This window comes from Streptomyces thermocarboxydovorans (assembly GCF_039524635.1).
GTDB classification, from domain to species: domain Bacteria; phylum Actinomycetota; class Actinomycetes; order Streptomycetales; family Streptomycetaceae; genus Streptomyces; species Streptomyces thermocarboxydovorans.
In genome coordinates this window covers 25,529-47,196 of the sequence record NZ_BAAAGU010000040.1, presented here as the reverse complement: position 1 = coordinate 47,196, position 21,668 = coordinate 25,529, and the positions used below count along the sequence as shown (strand labels likewise).

Below are 21,668 nucleotides of genomic sequence, written 5' to 3'. Positions count from 1 at the left end.
GCAAGGGCCGGCGGGACGGCAGCCGGGACGACACGATCCATGGCCAAAGATTGACGCACCTCACATAGGTGAGGCCTTGACATTGTGGATCCCGGCACTCTCGCGGCTCCTCTATGCTGATGCCCCTTCAGACCGTCCGTCGCCTACGACACTTGCGCATCGGGGGACCCGGAGTGAGCACCGGATTCGTGCCGCATCAACCGCACCACGCCGACAACCAGCAATCTGCTGACATCCCGCAGCCTCCCGACCTTCCGCCCGACCCGCCGCACGCCAGCGAGGCGACCCGGCTGCTGTGCGCGGGAACGTATCTGAACCCCGCCTACCGCGACCGGGTGATCGACGAGCTGTATGTGAACCAGCAGCGGTTCGTGGCGCCCTCGCTCGGCTTCGACGCCGCCCGCGTCCTGGCGCACGCCCTGCGCGCCCGGCACCTCGAACTGCTCTGGGCCGCCGCGATCCTCGGGTTATGGGTGGTCGGCCTGCCGCTGAGCGGCTGGCTGCTGTTCGGTCTGCTCTGGCCCAGCCTGCTCATCGCCCTCGCGCCCTGGATCCGCGACCGCGCCCCCGGCCCGCTGGTGCTCCGGATGATCGGCGCGTTCCTCGTCCGCTGGTGCGGCCGTCTGATGTTCGCCTTCGGGCTGTTCGTCGTCGGGAACGTGGCCGCCGGTGCCGACCTCCAGGACGACTCCGGCGACTCCGGCGACTCCGGCGACTCGGACGAGTCCGGCTCGACGTACGACCCGTACGCCCCGTACAACCCCTATGGCCCCGGGGAGTCCGACGACTCCGGGCTCACGTCGTCCGACGCGGGGGACGCCCTGGCCCCGTTCGCCGGCCTGGGCGGCGACGAGGTGGAGGCGTGGCACGGCTGGCTCACTCTCGCCGTCTTCGCGATCATCGCCCTCTGCGAGGCGGCACGGCGCGGGCAGTTCGCCCGGGTGCTCTCCGCGGAGCTCTCCCCGCAGCGGTTCCCGGACGTGGCGAACGACCCCGCGGAGCACGGGGAAGGCGCGCGCTTCCGGCGGCTGAAGAACCTCATCCGGCGGGAGCAGCACGCCCCGCTGATCATGTACGACGAGGCCGGTCCGTTCCGCGGGGCGGGGGAGCCGTACGACACCTGGGTGCTCACGGTCGAACTCCGGCCGGACGCGGCGAAGAAGCAGCAGCCGATCAACAACCGGGCGATCCTCGAGCGGATCGGGCCCATGCTCGGACAGCTGCGCCGCCCGGCCCCCCACGCGGGCACGGCGGTGCGCGACCGGCTGCGGCGGCTGGAGATCGACGAGTGCGTCTTCCTGCCGGTCGAGGGACTGACCTCGCGCGACCAGGCGCCCTACGACCCCGACAGCTTCGAGCAGCACCGGCAGCGGTCGGTGGAGGAGGGCGGCGAGAAGCGGCGCCACTTCCTGCGGGTGCGGGTCGGCGGCTGGGAGGAGGAGCTGGTCGTCACCGTCTACGTCCGCATCCACACCCAGGGCCGGATGCTGGTGCTGGAGATCGCCCCGCACGTACTGACGCCGGTGAACCCCGAGTTCAAGAACGCGGACCGCATCGCGCACCGGTTCCGCACCAGCAACGGCTTCGGCAAGGCGGTCGCCGCACTGGTGCTGGTGCCCGGGTCGGCCGGGCGGGCGCTGGTCACCCTCGGCCGGGGCGCGGGTCACGCATGGCGGCTGCTGATGGGCAATCAGGTCCGGGCGCTGCCGGAGGGGCCGGCTCTCTCCGTGCGGGAGGTGGCCGCGGTCGAGACGGGGTCCACCTTCCAGGAGATGGACGTGGCCCGGTATCTGCGTGGTGTGCAGGACCGCATCGGGCGAGGGGTGCGGCTCGCCCTGGCCGAGGCCGGATACGAGACCGGCGAGTTCGTGCAGAAGATCGTCAACGTCAGCAACGGCGCCGTGCACATCGACCGGGTCGAGGCGTCCACCTTCGCCATCGGCGAGCACGCCAGCGCCACCAGCGGCGGCCCCGGGCCGCAGAAGGGAGCCGCGAGCCATGGCAAGTGAGGAGCCGACCGTCCGGATCGGGGACGTCTCGGGCAGCACCTTCGCCATCGGCAGCCACGCCCGCGCGGTCAGCCACCAGCAGGGCGGCGGGGCCGCACCGCGCGACGAGGCCGCCGAGGAACTGCTGCGGGCGGTGCGTGAACTGCGGGGGGATCTGGCCGGCGGCCGGGTGCGGCAGACCGATCAGACCGCGGAACTCGACGCGGCGCTCGCCGAGACGGAGGATGAGATCAACCGCACGGGTGCGGCCGGCCCGAGCCGGCTGCAGAGACTCCGGGACCTCCTCGCGGACGCCCAGGCCCTCACCGCGCTGCTCGCCTCCGCGGGAACCGTGGCGGGGCTGCTCGGCATGTGAGGTGGGGGTAGACCACCGTGAGGTGAGTGAGGCAAGGGGGGACAGATGGGCACGGGCACCGGACCGCTGTACTGGAACGAGGAGAACCAGCGCTGGGAGGACGCCGGGGACGAGCCGGCCGGGACCGGCGAGGGGAGCGGTGCGGAGGGCTCGACGCCGGGAGCCGGGGAGGAGGCCGGTCCGGTCCAGTGGCCCCCTGCCGCGGGCGAGTCGGCGCCCGCGGGCACGGACCGTGCGGGCGACGGCGGCGGCACGGCTGACGCCGGGGGTGGCGGCGCGGCTGATTCCGGTGTTGGTGGCGACTCGGCTGACTCCGACAGTGGTCGGGCGAAGTCCCGTGGTGGCGGCCCTGCTGCGGGTGCGGGTGCGGGTGCGGGTGCGGGTGCCGACGGGGCAGCTGATGCCGCCGGCCGCGGTCCGGCGGAGGCTGCCGCTGGCGTCGGTCGGGCGGGTGTTGCTGGTGGCGCCTCGGCGGGTGTCGGTGGTGGGGATGCTGCCAGCGCTGGCCCGGTGGGCGCCGCCGGCGCTGGTCGGGCGGGTGCTGCTGGTGGCGCCTCGGCGGATGCCGCCAGCGCTGCTCAGGCAGGTGCCGCTGGTAGCACCCCGGCGGACGCCCCCGGCGGCGTGGGATTCTCCAAGGCCGGTGACGAGCAGCCGCCGGCGGGCACTCCCGCTCCCGCCCCATCGGCGCACCCCGGCCCCGCACCGGCCGGGCTCCCCGGTCCCGCAGCGGCCGGGCTCCCCGGCCCCGCCCCGGCCGGCCTCCCCGACCCCGCGCACTACGCGCCCACACTCACCGGGATCCAGAGACCGGGTGCCGGTGTCGCTCCGGCGCCGCCTCCGCCCTCGGCTGCCACTCCGCCGCCGTGGCAGGTTCCCGGGGTGTCCTTCGGGCCCGGCCACGTACCCGGCGTACCCGAGCCGGTGCGGTCCGGGCGGAACAGCGGGCGGATCTGGGGCGTCGTGGGAGGCGCCGCCGCGGTCGGGGTGATCGTGGGGCTGGCCGTGACGCTGGTCGTCAAGAACGGCGACGGAGCCGAGGACGGCGCCGACGGCGGCAACGCCTCCGTCGCCGCGACCGCTTCCCAGACACCCGGCGCCTCCGGCGAGAACCCGGAGCAGGGTTCCGGAGGGCAGCAGACGACACCCGCCGATTCGCCCTCCGCATCGTCCTCCGCCCTGGACAGCGGCGGCGCGGACCTCCCCGCCGGATACGAGTCGTACGCCGACCCCGAGGGCTTCACCATCGCCCGCCCCACGGGCTGGACCCGCGCCACGGTGCCCTCGAAGCACGGCTTCGACGTGGTGAACTACCGCAGCCCGGGCGGCGACCGCCGCATCCAGGTCTTCGAGGTGCTGGAGCCGTCCCCGCAGGCGTCGCACGAGGAGTTCCTCTCGGACAGGGTGGCCAAGGCACCCGGGTTCACCGAGCTGTCCCTGCAGAACCTGGACGACGGCGACTTCGCCGGCTCCCGGCTGGAGTACCTGGCCGACTCGTTCAAGGGCGAGCCCGACGTCGGCACCTGGCACGTCGTCGACCAGCGCTTCGAGGCCGCCGACGGGAAGGTGTACGCCGTCGCCGTCTACGGTGCCGACGCCGACGGACGGGAGGACGAGCGGGAGCTGCTGCGGACGGCGCTGAGCGTGTTCTGCCCGCCGTACACCACTTGCGGCTGAGCCAGAGCCTGTCGTGCAGCTGCACGCACCAGACCCCGCTCACCGGTGCTGACAAGGCGCCGGCGATTCCCGCAGGCTGATCCAAACGAAAGGCCCCAGACCACGGGCCCGCGGCACGCTTCGTCACCGCCCGCTTACAGCGTGGGCGTTTGAGTGGGCAATGTCCGAATCTTCCGTGACGCTGCGCACGTTCGGCGTCAATTGCGCATGCATTCCGGGCCGGGGGGCAGAAGCACCCGGTCCCGTAGGTGAACACCTGTGTGTTCCACGGGCGCTGAACAGGAACGGAAGGCAGTAACCGATCATGGCGGACAGTACCCAACTCCAGGCGCGCGACACCATCCATGCGGGGGGCGAGTGGCGAGCGGCTGTCTCGGGGGCCACCCGCGAGATCCTCGACCCCGCGGACGCGCAGCCGTTCGCCGTGGTCGCGGAGGGTGACGAGAAGGACACCGATGTGGCGGTGGCCGCCGCGCGGCGCGCCTTCGACGAGGGGCCGTGGCCGCACACGCCCGCCGCCGAGCGGGCCGCGCTGCTGCGCCGCGTCGCCGATCTCCTCGTGCGGGACCGGGAGGAGCTGGGCCTGCTGGAGAGCCGGGACGCCGGCAAGACCGTCGAAGAGGGGCGCATCGACATCGACTGTGTCGCCGACGCCTTCCGCTACTTCGCCGACCTGATCGCGGCGGAGGCGCCCGGCCGGGTCGTCGACGCGGGGTCGAGCGACATCCACAGCGTCGTCGTGCACGAGCCGGTCGGCGTCTGCGCGATGATCACGCCCTGGAACTACCCGCTGCTCCAGGCCAGTTGGAAGATCGCTCCGGCGCTGGCCGCGGGCAACACCTTCGTCATCAAGCCCAGTGAGATCACCCCGCTGACGACCGTCGCGCTCATCGACCTGCTGATCGAGGCGGGACTGCCGGCCGGCGTCGCCAACATCGTCACCGGACCGGGTCACACCGTCGGCGCGCGGCTCGCCGAGCACCCCGACGTCGATCTGGTCTCCTTCACCGGCGGGCTGGTCAGCGGCGTCAAGGTCGCCCAGGCGGCCGCGCCGACCGTGAAGAAGGTCGCCCTCGAACTGGGCGGCAAGAACCCCAATGTCGTCTTCGCCGACGCCTGCGCCACCGAGGAGGGCTTCGACACCGCCGTCGACCAGGCCCTCAACGCCGCGTTCATCCACAGCGGCCAGGTGTGCTCGGCGGGCTCGCGGCTGATCGTCGAGGAGTCGGTGCGCGAGCGCTTCGTCGCCGAACTCGCCCGGCGGGCCGAGAAGATCAGGCTCGGCCGCGGCACCGAGGAGGGTGTCGAGTGCGGGCCGCTGGTCTCCGAGCAGCAGCGCGCCAAGGTGGAGGACTACGTGGCCTCCGCGCTGTCCGAGGGCGCGGTGCTGCGCACCGGCGGCAAGCGTCCCGAGCCGTCCGCCGAACGCCCCGCGAGCGGGTACTTCTACGAGCCGACCGTGCTGGACCGCTGCCACCGTGAGATGCGGGTGGTGCGGGAGGAGGTCTTCGGACCGGTCCTCACCGTCGAGACGTTCCGCACCGAGGACGAGGCGGTCGCGCTCGCCAACGACACCGAGTACGGGCTGGCCGGCGCGGTGTGGACCAGCGACCCGGGCCGCGCCCGGCGCGTGGCCGGGCGGCTGCGGCACGGCACGGTGTGGATCAACGACTTCCACCCCTACCTCCCGCAGGCGGAGTGGGGCGGCTTTGGCAAGAGCGGCGTGGGCCGCGAGCTGGGCCCGGCCGGGCTCGCCGAGTACCGCGAGACCAAGCATGTGTACCAGAACCTGGCTCCCAAGCCGGTGCGCTGGTTCGCGGGCTGAGCGGCGAGGGCCGGGGCACGGAGCGCCGGGGAAGTGCCGGGCGTGCGGTCGGCACGGAGCGCCGGGGAAGTGCCGGGCGTGCGGTCGGCACGGAGCGCCGGGGAAGTGCCGGGCGTGCGGCGCCGGCGGTGCGCGGCCCGGGACCGCGAGTCCGGTGACCTTCAGCCCCGTGACCTCGCGTCCGGTGACCTCGCGTCCGGTGAGCTCGAGCCCGGTGAGTCCGAGTCCCGTGGGCTCCCGGCGAGCGCCGGCGATCCCGGGCCGGCGCCGCCCGGGTCGCGGGCCGCGCGAGGAGGCGATCGCGCGTGCCGGAACGGTCCGCGGCGATGCGCGCTTGCTGCGGCGGACGCCGTGCCGCTGTCCCGTGTCGCGGACCGGTGGTCGTGGTGAGCGCCGCGCCGCGGATGCCGCTGCGTCGCGGCCCCTTTCCCGTAGGCCGTTCGTCCGGTGAACACCCGGCGAGGGGCAGGCCGTTGACGGATCCCTAGCGCCGTATCGCCGGCGGCGGCACGCGGCGCCCCTGCCGCGGCCTGCGTATCTGTCACACGACCAGCCCCGACCAGCCAACCCAGTCAACCCAGGTATCCATCCGGATTTCCAAGTCCCCGAAGGAGAACCGTTCATGCCCGAGCACACGCGGGAGTTCGACTACGTCGTCGTCGGCGGCGGCACCGCAGGTTCGGTGATCGCCTCCCGGCTCACCGAGAACCCGGACGTCACGGTCGCCGTCATCGAGGGCGGACCCAGTGACGTCGGCCGGGACGACGTGCTGACGCTGCGCCGGTGGATGGGCCTGCTCGGTGGCGAGCTGGACTACGACTACCCGACCACCGAGCAGCCGCGCGGCAACTCGCACATCCGGCACAGCCGCGCCCGCGTCCTCGGCGGCTGTTCCTCCCACAACACGCTCATCGCGTTCAAGCCGCTGCCGTCCGACTGGGACGAGTGGGAGCAGGCCGGCGCGCACGGCTGGGGCGCGGTGCAGATGGAGGCGTACTACGCCCGCCTGAAGAACAACATCGTCCCGGTCGACGAGAAGGACCGGAACGCCATCGCCCGTGACTTCGTGGACGCCGCGCAGGCCGCGCTCGGCGTGCCGCGCATCGAGGGCTTCAACAAGAAGCCGTTCAACGAGGGCGTCGGCTTCTTCGACCTGGCCTACCACCCGGAGAACAACCAGCGTTCCTCGGCCTCGGTGGCGTATCTGCACCCGGTCATGGACGAGCGGGCCAACCTCACGATCATGCTGGAGACCTGGGCGTACAAGCTCCAGTTGAACGGCACCCGCGCCGAGGGCGTCCATGTGCGCACCAAGGAGGGCGAGGAGATCCTCGTGCGCGCCCGCAACGAGGTGGTGGTGTGCGCCGGTGCCGTCGACTCGCCCCGGCTGCTGCTGCACTCGGGCATCGGGCCGCGGGGGGACCTGGAGGCCCTTGGCATCCCCGTGGTGCACGACCTGCCCGGCGTCGGTGAGAACCTGCTCGACCACCCCGAGTCGGTGATCGTCTGGGAGACGCACGGACCCATCCCGGAGAACTCCGCGATGGACTCCGACGCCGGTCTGTTCGTGCGCCGCGACCCCGAGCACGCGGGCCCGGACCTGATGTTCCACTTCTACCAGATCCCGTTCACCGACAACCCGGAGCGACTGGGCTACCAGCGGCCCGAGTTCGGCGTCTCCATGACCCCGAACATCCCCAAGCCGAAGAGCCGCGGCCGGCTCTACCTGACCAGCGCCGACCCCGAGGTCAAGCCCGCGCTGGACTTCCGGTACTTCACCGACGAGGACGACTACGACGGCCGCACGCTGGTCGACGGCATCCGCATCGCCCGTGAGATCGCCAGGACCGAGCCGCTGGCCGGCTGGCTGAAGCGTGAGGTGGCGCCCGGCCCGCACATCACCGGTGACGAGGAGCTCAGCGAGTACGCCCGCAAGGTCGCCCACACCGTCTACCACCCGGCGGGCACCTGCAAGATGGGCGCCGCCACCGACGAACTCGCCGTCGTCGACCCCGAGCTGCGCATCCGCGGCCTGGAGGGCATCCGCATCGCCGACGCCTCCGTCTTCCCGACCATGACCGCCGTGAACCCGATGATCGGCGTGCTCATGGTCGGAGAACGCGCCGCCGATCTGATCGGTGGTGACGCCTGATGGGTACCGCCGCACCGACCGCGAGCAACGGTCCGAAGAACATCAAGAACGCGGGCGACACCGGAAACGCCGAGGTCACCGTCCCCGTGTTCTCCGTCGAGGGACTGTGGAAGGTCTTCGGGCCGAAGGCCGACCGGATACCCGGCGACCCCGAGCTGACCGCGCTCGGCCAGGCCGAACTGCGCTCCCGCACCGGCTGCACGGCCGCCGTCCGGGACGTCTCCTTCGACGTCCGCAAGGGCGAGGTCTTCGTCGTCATGGGCCTGTCCGGCTCCGGCAAGTCCACCCTGGTCCGCTGTCTGACCCGGCTCATCGAGCCGACCGCCGGCACCATCGTCATCGACGGCGAGGACGTGCGCGCCATGGACAAGGCCCGGCTGCGCGAGCTGCGCCGGCACCGCGCCGCCATGGTCTTCCAGCACTTCGGGCTGCTGCCGCACCGCACCGTCCTGGACAACGTGGCCTACGGCCTGGAGATCCAGGGCGTCGGCAGGACCGAGCGGCGCGCCAGAGCCGCCGAGGTCGTGGCCAAGGTCGGGCTGGAGGGCATGGAGCAGCGCAGACCCGCCCAGCTGTCCGGCGGTCAGCGCCAGCGCGTCGGCCTGGCCCGCGCCCTGGCCGTCGACCCCGAGGTCCTGCTGTTCGACGAGCCGTTCAGCGCGCTCGACCCGCTGATCCGGCGGGACATGCAGGAGGAGGTGATCCGGCTGCACCGCGAGGAGGGCCGCACCATGGTCTTCATCACCCATGACCTCCAGGAGGCCCTGAAGCTGGGCGACCGCATCGCCCTGATGCGGGACGGCCGGGTCGTGCAGCTCGGCACGCCCGAGGAGATCGTGGGCTCGCCCGCCGACGACTACGTCCGCGCGTTCGTCCGCGACGTCCCGCGCGAGCAGGTCATCACGGCCCGCCGGGCCATGCGCCCCGCCGACTCGGCGGAGGAGGCGGGGAACGGCCCGGCGGTGCGCCCGGACGCCACCGTGGCCGAGGCCATCGAGGCGGTGGCCCGTGCGGGCGGACCGGCCCGGGTGATGGACCAGGGCCGCTGCCTGGGCGTGGTCGACGCGCCCGCGCTGCTGGCCGTGGTGGCGGGCACGGCGGCCGCACCCGCCGCGGTCGCGGCGGATGACGCAGCCGCCGGGTCCGGTGCTGCGAGCGAGGAGCCGGTGTGATGGCGACGATCACCGCGACCGCACAGAAGAGCTCCCCGCCGGGCATCCTGGCCAACGCCGCCGTGCGCAAGCTGCTCGCGCTCGCCGTCCTCGCCGCCGTCCTGGTGCCGCTGGCGGTGACCCGCTTCTCCAGTGGTGCCTGGCCGGAGGCGCTCACCGTCGACGTCTCCGGGCCGCTCGCCGACGCCAGCGACTGGATCATCGACAACCGGGACTCCCACCCCCTCTTCCTCTACTTCCTCGGCCACGTCAGCAACGTCGTCGTCATCGCCGTCCGCGCCGTCTACCTCGCCCTCCTCGCCGTCGGCTGGGCGGGGGTGACGGCCGTGGCCGCACTGGTCGCCTGGCGGGTCGCCGGCATCCGGCTGGCGCTGGGCACCGCGGTGGCGTTCCTCGTCTGCGGCCTGCTCGGCATGTGGGTGCCGACGATGCAGACGCTCGCGCTGATGGTCGTGGCGGTGGCGGTGTCCGTCCTCGTCGGTGCGCTGCTGGGCCTGGCCGCGGGGCTGTCCGACCGGATGGACCGGCTGCTGCGCCCGGTCCTGGACACCATGCAGGTGCTGCCGGCCTTCGCCTATCTGCTCCCCGTGGTGCTGGTCTTCGGCATCGGCGTCCCGGCGGCCGTGCTGGCCACCGTCATCTACGCCGCGCCGCCGATGGCCCGGCTGACCTCGCTCGGGCTGCGCGGCGCCGACAAGGAGGTGCTGGAGGCGGTCGAGTCGCTCGGCTCCACCGCACGCCAGCGCCTGCTGACCGCCCGCATCCCGCTCGCCCGCAAGGAACTCCTGCTCGGGCTCAACCAGACGATCATGATGGCGCTGTCCATGGCCGTGATCGCCTCCGTCATCGGCGCCGGCGGCCTCGGCGACCGCGTCTACCAGGCGCTCGCCTCGGTCGACGTGGGCGCCGCGCTCGCGGCCGGGGTGCCGATCGTGCTGCTCGCCGTGGTGCTGGACCGGGTGACCGGCGCGGCCGGCGCCCGCCTCGGGCAGGAGCCCGCCCGCAACTCCCGTGCGCTGTGGCTGGCGGCGCTGGCCGCCGCGGCCGTGGTCGCCGTCGCCGGGCGGCTCGCGGGCCGGCTGGAATGGCCCACGAACTGGGTCGTCGGCATCGCCGATCCCGTCAACCGGGCGGTCGACTGGATGACCGCCCACCTGTACACGGGCGTGCCCGTGGTCGGCGGCACCGCCGACTGGGCGGGCCGCTTCACCACCTGGGTGCTGGATCCGCTGCGCGACGGGCTGCAGTGGCTGCCGTGGTGGTCGGTGCTGCTCGCCGTCGCGGCGCCGGCCTGGCTCATCGGCACCTGGCGCACCGCGCTGACCGCCGTGCTCGCCATGGCCGCGATCGGTGTGCTCGGCGTGTGGGACCAGTCCCTCGACACGCTCTCCCAGGTCCTCGCCGCCGTCGCCGTCACCCTGGTCATCGGCTTCGCGACCGGTATCGCCGCGGCCCGCAGCGACCGCGTCGAGCGGATGCTGCGCCCGGTCCTGGACGTGTTCCAGACGATGCCGCAGTTCGTGTATCTGATCCCGGTCGTCGCCCTCTTCGGGGTCGGGCGCGCCCCGGCGGTGGCCGCCGCCATCGTCTACGCGCTGCCCGCCGTGGTGCGCATCACCGCCCAGGGGCTGCGCCGGGTCGACCCGGCCGCGCTGGAGTCGGCCCGCTCGCTCGGCGCGACCAGCGGCCAGCAACTGCGCCAGGTCCAGCTGCCGCTGGCCCGCCCGGCGCTGCTGCTCGCCGTGAACCAGGGCGTGGTGCTGGTCCTCGCCGTCGTCATCATCGGCGGCCTGGTCGGCGGCGGAGCGCTCGGCTACGACGTCGTCTTCGGCCTCGCCCAGGGCGACCTGGCGACCGGCCTGGTGGCCGGGGCCGCGATCGTCTGCCTGGGGCTGATGCTCGACCGGGTGACCCAGCCCACCGAACGCCGCGCCAAGAAGGGAGCGTGACATGCGACTCCGTATGCCCCGGATGTCCCGGGCCGGTACGGGCCCGCTCCGGACGCGCAAGCCCCGGACCCGTACGGGCAGGACGCGTCCGAACTCCGTGGCGGCCGGTGCGTCCGCGCTGCTGCTGCTGACGCTGACCGGCTGCGGCGCCGCCGACATGACCAAGCAGGCGTCGCCGTTCGCCAACGCCCAGGGCGCCCGGACGGTCACCCTGTCCGTGCAGTCCTGGGTCGGCGCGCAGGCCAATGTCGCCGTCGCCCAGTACCTGCTGGAGCACGAACTCGGCTACCGCGTCGACACCGTGCAGGTCGACGAGGTGCCCGCCTGGGACGCGCTCAGCCAGGGCCGGGTCGACGCCATCCTGGAGGACTGGGGCCACCCCGACCAGGAGCAGCGCTACGTCGAGGACAAGAAGACCATCGTCCGCGGCGGCGACCTCGGCGTCACCGGGCACATCGGCTGGTTCGTCCCGACGTACTTCGCCGAGCAGCACCCGGACGTCACCGACTGGAAGAACCTCAACAAGTACGCCGACAAGTTCCGCACCCCGGAGAGCGGCGGCAAGGGCCAGTTGCTGGACGGCTCACCGTCCTACGTCACCAACGACAAGGCGCTGGTGAAGAACCTGAAGCTGGACTACAAGGTGGTCTTCGCCGGCTCCGAGGCGGCGCAGATCACCCAGATCAAGCAGTTCGCCAACCAGAAGAAGCCCTTCCTGACCTACTGGTACACCCCCCAGTGGCTCTCCGAGCAGGTGCCCATGACGGAGGTGAAGCTGCCTCCTTACAAGGAGGGCTGCGACGCCGACCCGGCGAAGGTCGCCTGCGCCTACCCGCACACCCCGCTGCAGAAGTACCTCAACGCGGACTTCGCGAAGAAGGGCGGGAAGGCGGCGGACTTCCTGAAGAAGTTCAAGTGGACGACCGAGGACCAGAACGAGGTCGCCCTGATGATCGCCGACCAGAAGCTGACCCCGCGTCAGGCGGCGAAGAAGTGGGTGGACAGCCACGAGTCCACCTGGCGCACGTGGCTGCCCTGACCCCGGGGACGTAGGGCCTTTCGTTTGGATCAGCCTGCGGGAATCGCCGGCGCCTTGTCAGCACCGGTGAGCGGGGTCTGGTGCGCGCAGTGTGCAGCTGCAAGGCGGAGGAGGGCGCCGATGCGGAGCATCGGCAACCGACGACAACGCCGCAGATGTGCGTGCCGGACCCCGCGTCTGCGGGCTGATCCAAACGGCAGGCCCTCGGCCCTGCTCATGACCGCGTTCTCCCCGGCGCTCACCACCGAGTGCTCCCGGGCGGGATCCGGCGGCTGACCATCAGCCGGTTCCAGCTGTTGATCACGGTGATCAGGGCGACCAGATGGGCCAGTTGGGTGCGGTCATGCGTGCTGCCCCGGCTGGTAGTGGCCCGGTGTGCGGCGGCAGGTCACCCCGAAGCGGTTCCAGGCGTTGATCACCGTGATCGCGGCGATCAGCTGCGCCAGCTCGGCCTCCTGGAAGTGCTGGGCGGCGTGCTCGTAGACCTCGTCGGGCACGAAGCCGTCGGTGAGGACGGTGACCGCCTCGGTCAGCGCCAGGGCCGCCAGCTCCCGCTCCGTGTAGCAGTGCGGGGACTCCCTCCAGGCGCTCAGCTGGATGATCCGCTCCACGCTCTCGCCGGCCGCCAGGGCGTCCTTGCTGTGCATGTCCAGGCAGAGGGCGCACTGGTTGATCTGCGAGGCGCGGACCTTCACCAGCTCCAGCAGCCGCGGGTCGAGGCCCTTGCGGGCCGCCGCGTCCAGCCGGACCATCGCCTTGAAGAAGTCGGGGGCGAGGGCGGCCCAGTCGAGGCGCGGGGGCTGCTCGGGGGCGTAGCTCTCGGCCTGGGCACCGCCAGCAAGGCCCTGGCCCCCGGTCTGCGCCTGGGCTGGATGATGGTCCCGCCCGCCCTCCTGCCGGACGTCCTCGACCACGGCGGCGGCCGCTCGGTGAGCGTGGTGGAGCAGCTCACCCTGGCGGAGTTCCTCACCTCCGGTGCCTACGACCGGCATGTCCGCTCCGCCCGCCTGTGCTACCGGCGCCGCCGCGACGCCCTGGTGGCGGCGCTGGCCGCCCGCGCCCCCGACGTCCGGGTCACCGGCATCGCGGCCGGCCTGCACGCCGTGCTGCGGCTGCCGCCCGGCACCGAGCAGCCGGTGGTGCAGGCGGCCACCTGGCAGGGCCTGACCGTTCACGGCCTCAGCCGCTACCGGCACCCCGCCGCCGAGGTCACCTCCCCGGACGCCCTGGTCGTCGGCTACGCCACCCCGCCCGACCACGCCTGGTCGGCCACCCTGGAGGCCCTCTGCAGGGCACTGCCCTGACATCTGCCAGGCGTTGCCCTGCCATCTGCCAGGCGTTGCCTGAAGTCCGCCAGGCACTGCCCTGACGTCTGTGCTGACGCTGCGCCAGCCCGAGCAGATAGCGCCAGTGCCGCAGCGCCCGCAGCAGCACCACATCGCTGCTCGGGTGGGTGGCCGCCGCCGTGCGTGCGGCGATGGCCTGGAGCACCGTCGCCGTGCCGTAGCAGACCGCCGAACCAAGGGGCGCACACCATGCCAAAGATCACATAAGGACAGTAGGTCGAGGCGCAGGTGAGGGGGCCTCTCGCCACCCCGTCGGGCCCATCTCTAGGCTGTCCGGGGCGAGTCGGCGTACGGACAGCCGGCCGCCACCGGCCGTACACGGGGGAGTGAAGAACATGGCAGACACACCGAGGCGGCTGCGCTCCAGCACGGTGGTGCTCGGCAGCATGGGTGTCCTCGCGGCGGCCCTGTCCGCCTGCGGCTCGGACCCGGACCGCCGCTGCGTGGACCGCGACAGCTACGACTTCATCAACGGCTACAAGATCGTCGCCGACAAGAACTGCACGTCCTCCGGCACGTCCTCCTACGGCAAGAACCGCAAGACCGGCGGCAAGCGCATGGACGCCGACTGGTACTACGACGCCGACGTCAGCAACGGCTACGCCGACAACGGAACCTTCAGCCGCAGCGAGGCCGTCGAGCGCGGCGGCTTCGGCTGCTCCGGCTCCGGCAGCGGCGGCGGCTGAGCGGCGCCCGCCCCCGCCGGCCCGCCGCCCCTGCCCGCCGACGCCGACCGAAGGCCACCCATGGAACGCCGCACCATAGAGCCCCGCCCCGGCTGGCAGCAGACCGTCGAGGAGCAGGGGCTGATCTACCCGCTCACCCGCTACCCGGACGGCTCCCTGCGCCCGTACTGGGACGAGAGCGCCTACTACGTCTTCAGCCTGAAGGAGGTGGAGGCGCTGGAGGAGACGGTCGAGGAACTGCACCGCATGTGCCTCGCCGCCGCCGAGCACATCGTCACCGCCGACCGCTTCGCCGACCTCGGCATCACCGACCCGCGGGTGGCCGCCGCGGTCGCCGAGTCCTGGCGCCGGCGCGCCGAACTCCCCTCCGTCTACGGCCGCTTCGACCTCCGCTACGACGGCACCGGACCGGCCAAGCTCCTGGAGTACAACGCCGACACGCCCACCTCGCTGGTGGAGGCGGCGTCCCCGCAGTGGTTCTGGATGGAGGAGCGCTTCCCCGGCGCCGACCAGTGGAACTCCCTGCACGAACGCCTCGTCGACGCCTGGAAGAAGCAGTCCGCCCTGCTCCCGCCGGGCAGCGTGCTGTACTTCGCCAACTCCGAGGCCGACGAGCTGGGCGAGGACCTGATGACGGTCGCCTATCTCAAGGAGACCGCGGAGCAGGCGGGGCTTCAGACCCAGTGGATCTCCATGGAGGAGATCGGCTGGGACCGGCTCTCCGGACGCTTCGTGGACACCCGGCTGCGCTTCATCCGCAGCATCTTCAAGCTCTACCCCTGGGAGTGGCTCACCACCGACCGCTTCGCCGGTCACGTCCTGGACACCCTCGACAACGGCGGCGGCACCGGCAGCACCCTGTGGATAGAACCGGCCTGGAAGATGCTGCTCAGCAACAAGGCCCTGCTCGCCGTTCTCTGGGAGCTCCACCCCGGCCACCCCAACCTCCTCCCGGCCTACCTCGACGGCCCGCGCGACCTGGCCCGCACCGCCGGCTACGTCGCCAAGCCCCTCCTCGGCCGGGAGGGCGCCGGCGTCACCGTCCACGAGCCCGGCGCCGACCCCGTGATCCGCGACGAACCCTGCTGCTACCAGCAACTGGCGCCCCTCCCCGCCTTCGACGGCAACCATGTGGTGCTGGGCGCCTGGGTGGTGGAGAACGAGGCCGCCGGACTCGGCATCCGCGAGTCCTCGGGCCTGGTGACCGACGAGTACGCCCGCTTCCTGCCCCACGTGATCCTCTGAGCCCCCTGTCCGCTCGGCCCGCGAGCCTCGTGCCCGCCGGCCGGTGCGCGAGCCCGAACGCGCCGCATGACGGTCCTCGAGCCCGAGCGCGCCGATGCCGGTCCGTACGCCCGTGCCCCGCAGGCCGGCCCGCCGCCCGGCGCGTGCCGCCCACTGGGACATCGCGCCCGCATGGCGGACGCTCTCCTGGAAGCACAGGGTGCACCCGGTAGGCTGACCGTGGGCCGTGACTGGCGCGCTGGGATGGGACCGACCATCGGGGAGCGGCCCGTACGGGAATGTGTGCCGTGCGCCTGGGCCGAACCGTGTACGCCGAATGTCCACGTCCGGAGGTCCTGATGTCCGACACGTCCGCGCCCCTCTCCCGCGAGTCCACCGCCTACCGCGCAGCCCTCGATGTCATCCGCGCCGTGGAGCCGCGCGTCGCCGACGCCATCGGCCAGGAGGTCTCCGACCAGCGCGAGATGCTCAAGCTGATCGCCTCCGAGAACTACGCCTCCCCGGCCACCCTGCTGGCGATGGGCAACTGGTTCAGCGACAAGTACGCCGAGGGCACCATCGGCCGCCGCTTCTACGCCGGCTGCCGCAACGTGGACACCGTCGAGGCGCTCGCCGCCGAGCACGCCCGCGAACTCTTCGGCGCCCGCCACGCCTATGTCCAGCCGCACTCCGGGATCGACGCCAACCTCGTCGCCTTCTGGGCCGTCCTCGCCGACCGCGTCGAGGCGCCGTTCCTGGAGAAGACCGGCGTCCGCCAGATCAACGACCTCTCCGAGGCCGACTGGGCCGAGCTGCGCCAGGCCTTCGGCAACCAGCGCATGCTCGGCATGTCCCTGGACGCCGGCGGCCACCTCACCCACGGCTTCCGCCCGAACATCTCCGGCAAGATGTTCGACCAGCGCTCCTACGGCACCGACCCGGCCACCGGCCTGATCGACTACGAGGCGCTGCGCGCCCAGGCCCGCGAGTTCAAGCCGCTGATCATCGTCGCCGGCTACTCCGCCTACCCCCGTCTGGTGAACTTCCGGATCATGCGGGAGATCGCCGACGAGGTCGGCGCCACGCTCATGGTCGACATGGCCCACTTCGCGGGCCTGGTCGCCGGCAAGGTCCTCACCGGTGACTTCGACCCGGTGCCGCACGCCCAGATCGTCACCACCACCACCCACAAGTCCCTGCGCGGCCCGCGCGGCGGCATGGTGCTGTGCGACGACTCCCTCAAGGACCAGGTCGACCGAGGCTGCCCGATGGTCCTCGGCGGCCCGCTCCCGCACGTCATGGCGGCCAAGGCGGTCGCCCTCGCCGAGGCCCGGCAGCCCTCCTTCCAGGACTACGCCCAGCGCATCGTCGACAACTCGCGCGCCCTCGCCGAGGGCCTGATGCGCCGCGGCGCCACCCTGGTCACCGGCGGCACCGACAACCACCTCAACCTGATCGACGTCGCCACCTCCTACGGCCTCACCGGCCGCCAGGCGGAGGCCGCCCTGCTGGACTCGGGCATCGTCACCAACCGCAACGCCATCCCCGCCGACCCCAACGGCGCCTGGTACACCTCCGGCATCCGCATCGGCACCCCCGCGCTGACCACGCGCGGCCTGGGCACCGCCGAGATGGACGAGGTGGCCGGACTCATCGACCGCGTGCTCACCGCCACCGAGCCCGGCACCACCAAGTCCGGCGCCCCGTCCAAGGCCTCCCACGTCCTCGACCCGAAGATCGCCGACGAGATCTCCCGCCGCGCCACCGACCTGGTGGCCGGCTTCCCGCTGTACCCGGAGATCGACCTCGGCTGACGCCCGCCGCGGCTCGCCGCGCGGCGGTCCGGCCCCGTGCCCGGGCCGACGCGCGGCGGTGTCTCACAGATCCAGCAGCTCCTGCCGCGGCTCCGGCGGCTCCCGGCGCCTGCGTATCGAGGGCAGCCGGTCCATCCGGGGGCGCACCACCAGGCCCAGGGCCACTCCGGCCGCCGCTCCCGGTATGGCCCACCACCAGCCGGTGCCGTCACCCGCCGACCGGGCGGCGGAGGCCGCTGCCTCTTCCCGGCCCTGATCCGGAGCCTCCTCGGCGGGGGTGGGCGTCGCCGCCGTCTCCCAGGGCGCGGGGTAGACGGCGGACCCGGAGCCGGTGCTCGCCTTCTCGCCCATCAGGCCGAGGCTCTTCAGCAGTGCCCGCAGCTCGGACGGGTGCTCCGCGCGATGCCAGGCCCCGGTGGGCGCCCCCGTGAGCTTCCCCGCGGTGTGGATCCACACGGCCTTGCCCTCGGCCATCACATAGACCCGGTCGATGCGCCAGGGGTCCACGTCGTGCACCATCCAGCTGACATTGATCAGCCGTGAGGAGACCAGATCGGCCTCCGGAGGCTTGTCGCGGGTGCCCTGCCCGAGCGGGCCCAGCAGCCGCTCCAGGGCGGCGTACCCCTTGTCGGAGTAGTACAGCGCGGCCGTCTGCTCGCTCTCGGGGGAGACCAGCAGCACGCTCGTCGGCCCACCGGCCGTGGCGGGCGCCGCTCCCCACACCATCTGGGCCAGTGCCGCGACCAGCGCCGCCGCGCCCGCCGCCAGCCCTCGCACCCTGTCCTTCCACCAGCGCATCCGAACCCCCACTCGGCCGGTCGCTCCCCGTGCGGCACGCCCCGCGAGCCGCCTGTCACTTCTGGTACACCGCCCACCCCGCCGAGGTTCCACTCCCAGGGCAACTTTTCCGCCGTGTCTGCCGATCCCTCGGCGGCCGGTTCACCGCCCCACCGACCTCGCGATCTCCAGTGCACGCCCCTGCGCGGCCACGCCCTCCAGCCGCAGCGTCACCGTCTCCGGTCCGGCGGCGCCGGGTTCGAACGCTCCGCCGCCGTGGGTCCACAGCAGGGTCGGGCCCGCCGTGCGTTCCTCGCGGGTGAAGCGCCGGCCGTCCGGGTCCACCAGCCAGAACTCCAGCGCGTGCGGCCGCGCGAACCACAGTGCGGGGTGGAAGGAACCGTCGCCGTCGTCGCCGTCCGGGCCGCGGGGGCCGTCCGGGTTGTCTTCGTTCAGCGACAGCCACACCGGCTGCTCACGCACCGTCTTGGCGAAGGTGAAGTCCAGCTGGGCCGGGAACTCGTCCAGCCGGATCGTGCGCCCCCGCTCGCTCCAGCACAGGCTCACCAGGAACCGCCCGTACGGCAGCCGGCTCACCGTGACCGCGTCCGGGGAGCCCAGCTCCTTCGGGACCAGGGGCTCGAAGCCGGCCCGGCGCCGCGCCTCCCCGAGCGAGACCACAGGCGGTCCGCACCCCGGCACAGGAGCGTCCGAGGGCGGCGCCGCCGACGGGTCGTGGCGCACCTCGACCCCGCCGAAGCCGAACCAGTCCGCCACCGCCGCCCGCACCGGGGGTGTCAGCGCGAGCACCGTCAGCAGCCCGCACAGCACGGCGACCAGCCGCCGCCGGTGCAGCCGGGACCAGCGGCGCACGGCACGCAGTCGCTCCCGCGCCCGCTCCGGACGACTCGGCTCCTCGGCGACCCGCAGGTTCTCGGCCAGTATCCGGCCCAGTACCCGCTCGACCATCGTCTCGGCCCCGGCCGCCGGATCGGGTCCGTCCAGCGATCGCCCGAGGGCCCGCAGCTCCTCCCGCAGCCGGGCCGCCTCCGCCCGCCGCCGCTCCTCGGCACCGCCGTCGTACGGCTCACTCACGCTCCTCACCCCCCTCCCGTGCGTGCTCCCGGGGACGGAAGTCCGGCAGCAGGCGCTCCAGCTTGCGCAGGGCACGGTTCAGCCGGGACTTCACCGTGCCCCGGGCCCAGCCCAGGGCCTGGGCCGTCTCCTTCTCGTCCATCTCCAGCAGATAGCGGTAGGTGACGACCAGCCGGTGCTCCTCGCTCAGCTTCTCCAGGGCGGCCACCAGCGCGCCGCGCCGCTCCGTCTCGAGCGTCGCCACCGCCGGATCCGCCGACTCCGGTATCACCGGCTCGGCCGCCGCGAACGCCGCCTCACGGTCGGCGAGCCTGCATCTGCGCGCCGCCGCGCGCACCGTGTTCCTGGTCTCGTTGGCCACGATCGACAGCAGCCACGGCCGGAACGCCATGCCGTCCCGGAACCGGCCCAGCGCGCAGTACGCCTTGACGAACGCCTGCTGCACCACGTCCTCCGCGTCCGCCCCCGCTCCCAGCGCGGCGGCCGCCCTGAGCGCGATGCCCGTGTGCGCGCGCACCAGCTCCGCGTACGCCTCCGGCTCCCCGGCGCGTACGCGAGCGATCACCGCGGCCTCATCGACGATGCGGCCCCCCTCCCGCGTCCTCACGCTCTTGTTACACCGCCGGACCCGGATCGGTTCCCACTCACAGCAGATCTGTTTCCGGTCGGTTCCGGACCGCTGTGCGGGACCTGCGAGAATGGGGGGCATGGCCTCTGATCGCCCGCCCGTCTCCCACAACCCTCAGGGGAATGGCTCCGCCATGCAGCAACGTCCTCGCGTGCTCTCCGGAATCCAGCCCACCGCGGGCTCGTTCCACCTCGGCAACTACCTCGGCGCCGTCCGCCAGTGGGTGGCGCTGCAGGAGACCCACGACGCGTTCTACATGGTCGTCGACCTGCACGCGATCACCCTGCCGCAGGACCCCGAGGACCTGCGCGCCAACACCCGCCTGGCCGCCGCCCAGCTGCTGGCCGCGGGACTCGACCCCGAGCGCTGCACGCTGTTCGTCCAGAGCCACGTCCCCGAGCACGCCCAGCTCGCCTGGGTCATGAACTGCCTCACCGGCTTCGGCGAGGCCAGCCGCATGACCCAGTTCAAGGACAAGTCCGCCAAACAGGGCGCTGACCGGGCCAGCGTCGGCCTGTTCACCTACCCGATCCTGCAGGTCGCCGACATCCTGCTGTACCAGGCGAACGAGGTGCCGGTCGGCGAGGACCAGCGCCAGCACATCGAGCTCACCCGTGACCTCGCCGAGCGTTTCAACGGGCGGTTCGGCCAGACCTTCACCGTCCCGAAGCCGTACATCCTCGAGGAGACGGCGAAGATCTACGACCTTCAGGATCCGACGATCAAGATGAGCAAGTCGGCGTCCACGCCGAAGGGCCTCATCAACCTGCTCGACGAGCCGAAGACCACCGCGAAGAAGATCAAGAGCGCGGTCACCGACACCGACACGGTGATCCGCTACGACACCGAGAACAAGCCCGGTGTGAGCAATCTCCTCACCATCTATTCGACCCTCACGGGTACGGGTATCGCCGAACTGGAGGAGAAGTACGCCGGCAAGGGCTACGGTGCGCTGAAGACGGACCTCGCCGAGGTCATGGTCGAGTTCGTGACCCCGTTCAAGGAGCGCACCCAGCAGTACCTCGACGACCCCGAGACGCTCGATTCGATCCTGGCCAAGGGCGCGGAGAAGGCCCGTGCCGTCGCCGCGGAGACCCTCGCCCAGGCGTACGACCGGGTGGGATTCCTGCCCGCCAAGCACTGAGCGGGCGCTCACGAGCCGCATATCACGTCGGCTGCGCCTGCCCGCGCAGCCGGCGTGGCCGTACAGTCGATAACCGGGTGTCCGACAAAACGACAGGAGACGACGTGGGGACCGTAACGATCGGTGTGTCGATCGCGGTCCCGGAGCCTCACGGCAGCCAGATCCAGCAGCTGCGCGCGGGCTTCGGCGACGCCGCGGCTCACGGCATCCCCACGCATGTCACCCTGCTCCCGCCGACGGGAGTGGAGACCGACGACCTGCCCGCCATCGAGGCCCATCTGAGCGAGGTCGCCTCGAACGGCCGCCCGTTCCCCATGCGGCTGCGCGGCACCGGCACCTTCCGCCCCCTGTCGCCCGTCGTGTTCGTGCAGGTCGTCGAGGGCGCCGAGGCGTGCACCTGGCTGCAGAAGCAGGTCCGGGACGCCTCCGGCCCCGTCGCGCGGGAGCTGCCGTTCCCGTACCACCCGCATGTCACGGTGGCGCACGGCATCGAGGAGGCGGCGATGGACCGCGCCTTCGAGGAGCTCGCCGACTACGAGGCCGAGTGGCCCTGCACCGGCTTCGCGCTCTACGAGCAGGGAGCGGACGGGGTGTGGCGGAAGCTGCGCGAGTTCACCTTCGGGTCGTCGGTCGTACCGCCGCAGGGCGGCCCCGCCGACCGCGGCTCGGTCTCCGCGCGCTGACGTTCACCGCCACGTGCTGACGTTCACCGCCACGTGCTGACGTTCACCGCCACGTGCTGACGTTCACCGCCACGTGCTGACGTTCACCGCCAC

Annotated in this window: 17 protein-coding genes, 1 pseudogene and 1 riboswitch; of the genes and pseudogenes, 14 read left to right on the top strand and 4 right to left on the bottom strand. The window is 72.5% G+C overall.

Annotated elements, in window-relative coordinates; genetic code table 11:
- The first annotated feature begins 173 nt into the window (after nt 1–173).
- From ABD198_RS19505 to ABD198_RS19470, 8 genes are all read left to right on the top strand, one after another.
- The gene (locus ABD198_RS19505) at nt 174–2,009 is read left to right on the top strand and encodes a hypothetical protein (RefSeq protein WP_344003334.1); all 1,836 of its coding nucleotides are present in this window, start codon (nt 174–176) and stop codon (nt 2,007–2,009) included.
- Nucleotides 1,999–2,364 (top strand): hypothetical protein, encoded by a 366-nt coding sequence (locus tag ABD198_RS19500; protein ID WP_344003331.1) that lies wholly within the window; start codon nt 1,999–2,001, stop codon nt 2,362–2,364. Before ABD198_RS19505 ends, ABD198_RS19500 begins: the two co-directional genes overlap by 11 nt.
- Before the next feature lie 882 nt (nt 2,365–3,246).
- On the top strand, nt 3,247–4,041 hold the full coding sequence (locus ABD198_RS19495; RefSeq protein ID WP_344003327.1) for a hypothetical protein: 795 nt from the start codon (nt 3,247–3,249) through the stop codon (nt 4,039–4,041).
- Nucleotides 4,042–4,345: 304 nt separating this feature from the next.
- Nucleotides 4,346–5,866 (top strand): aldehyde dehydrogenase family protein, encoded by a 1,521-nt coding sequence (locus ABD198_RS19490; protein WP_344003325.1) that lies wholly within the window; start codon nt 4,346–4,348, stop codon nt 5,864–5,866.
- A 622-nt stretch (nt 5,867–6,488) separates the two neighbouring features.
- Nucleotides 6,489–8,018 (top strand): GMC family oxidoreductase, encoded by a 1,530-nt coding sequence (locus ABD198_RS19485; protein ID WP_344003322.1) that lies wholly within the window; start codon nt 6,489–6,491, stop codon nt 8,016–8,018.
- Nucleotides 8,018–9,190 (top strand): quaternary amine ABC transporter ATP-binding protein, encoded by a 1,173-nt coding sequence (locus ABD198_RS19480; RefSeq protein ID WP_344003319.1) that lies wholly within the window; start codon nt 8,018–8,020, stop codon nt 9,188–9,190. Before ABD198_RS19485 ends, ABD198_RS19480 begins: the two co-directional genes overlap by 1 nt.
- The gene (locus tag ABD198_RS19475; protein ID WP_344003316.1) at nt 9,190–11,139 is read left to right on the top strand and encodes an ABC transporter permease; all 1,950 of its coding nucleotides are present in this window, start codon (nt 9,190–9,192) and stop codon (nt 11,137–11,139) included. The genes ABD198_RS19480 and ABD198_RS19475 overlap by 1 nt, the downstream gene beginning before the upstream one ends.
- 157 nt (nt 11,140–11,296) lie before the next feature.
- Nucleotides 11,297–12,178, top strand: coding sequence for an ABC transporter substrate-binding protein (locus ABD198_RS19470; protein ID WP_344003393.1), 882 nt, complete (start codon nt 11,297–11,299; stop codon nt 12,176–12,178).
- A 341-nt stretch (nt 12,179–12,519) separates the two neighbouring features.
- Here ABD198_RS19470 and ABD198_RS19460 read toward each other — a convergent pair whose 3' ends face one another.
- Nucleotides 12,520–12,930 (bottom strand): carboxymuconolactone decarboxylase family protein, encoded by a 411-nt coding sequence (locus tag ABD198_RS19460; protein ID WP_425580510.1) that lies wholly within the window; start codon nt 12,928–12,930, stop codon nt 12,520–12,522.
- 72 nt (nt 12,931–13,002) lie between these two features.
- Between ABD198_RS19460 and ABD198_RS19455 the strand changes: the two are divergent.
- From ABD198_RS19455 to ABD198_RS19440, 4 genes and pseudogenes are all read left to right on the top strand, one after another.
- Nucleotides 13,003–13,482, top strand: a pseudogene (locus ABD198_RS19455) (PLP-dependent aminotransferase family protein); the annotation flags it as partial.
- Nucleotides 13,483–13,859: 377 nt separating this feature from the next.
- A complete protein-coding gene (locus ABD198_RS19450; protein ID WP_344003313.1) occupies nt 13,860–14,210 on the top strand; it encodes a hypothetical protein in 351 nt (116 codons plus the stop codon).
- Between the two features lie 60 nt (nt 14,211–14,270).
- Nucleotides 14,271–15,455 (top strand): glutathionylspermidine synthase family protein, encoded by a 1,185-nt coding sequence (locus tag ABD198_RS19445; RefSeq protein WP_344003310.1) that lies wholly within the window; start codon nt 14,271–14,273, stop codon nt 15,453–15,455.
- 216 nt (nt 15,456–15,671) lie between these two features.
- A riboswitch (ZMP/ZTP riboswitch) is annotated at nt 15,672–15,761 on the top strand.
- A 32-nt stretch (nt 15,762–15,793) separates the two neighbouring features.
- Complete coding sequence (locus tag ABD198_RS19440) at nt 15,794–17,248, top strand: glycine hydroxymethyltransferase (RefSeq protein WP_344003307.1); 1,455 nt, start codon at nt 15,794–15,796, stop codon at nt 17,246–17,248.
- Nucleotides 17,249–17,311: 63 nt separating this feature from the next.
- Here ABD198_RS19440 and ABD198_RS19435 read toward each other — a convergent pair whose 3' ends face one another.
- From ABD198_RS19435 to ABD198_RS19425, 3 genes are all read right to left on the bottom strand, one after another.
- Entirely contained in the window at nt 17,312–18,046 is a 735-nt protein-coding gene (locus ABD198_RS19435) for a hypothetical protein (RefSeq protein ID WP_344003304.1), read from the bottom strand.
- A gap of 141 nt (nt 18,047–18,187) precedes the next feature.
- Complete coding sequence (locus ABD198_RS19430; protein WP_344003301.1) at nt 18,188–19,120, bottom strand: hypothetical protein; 933 nt, start codon at nt 19,118–19,120, stop codon at nt 18,188–18,190.
- Nucleotides 19,113–19,685, bottom strand: coding sequence for an RNA polymerase sigma factor (locus tag ABD198_RS19425; RefSeq protein ID WP_344003298.1), 573 nt, complete (start codon nt 19,683–19,685; stop codon nt 19,113–19,115). Before ABD198_RS19425 ends, ABD198_RS19430 begins: the two co-directional genes overlap by 8 nt.
- 196 nt (nt 19,686–19,881) lie before the next feature.
- Here ABD198_RS19425 and trpS point away from each other — a divergent pair, with 196 nt between their 5' ends.
- Both trpS and ABD198_RS19415 read left to right on the top strand, forming a co-directional pair.
- Complete coding sequence (gene trpS, locus ABD198_RS19420) at nt 19,882–20,892, top strand: tryptophan--tRNA ligase (RefSeq protein WP_344003295.1); 1,011 nt, start codon at nt 19,882–19,884, stop codon at nt 20,890–20,892.
- 104 nt (nt 20,893–20,996) lie between these two features.
- Nucleotides 20,997–21,575, top strand: a complete 579-nt coding sequence (locus ABD198_RS19415) for a 2'-5' RNA ligase family protein (protein ID WP_344003292.1) — start codon at nt 20,997–20,999, stop codon at nt 21,573–21,575.
- Nucleotides 21,576–21,668 lie beyond the last annotated feature (93 nt).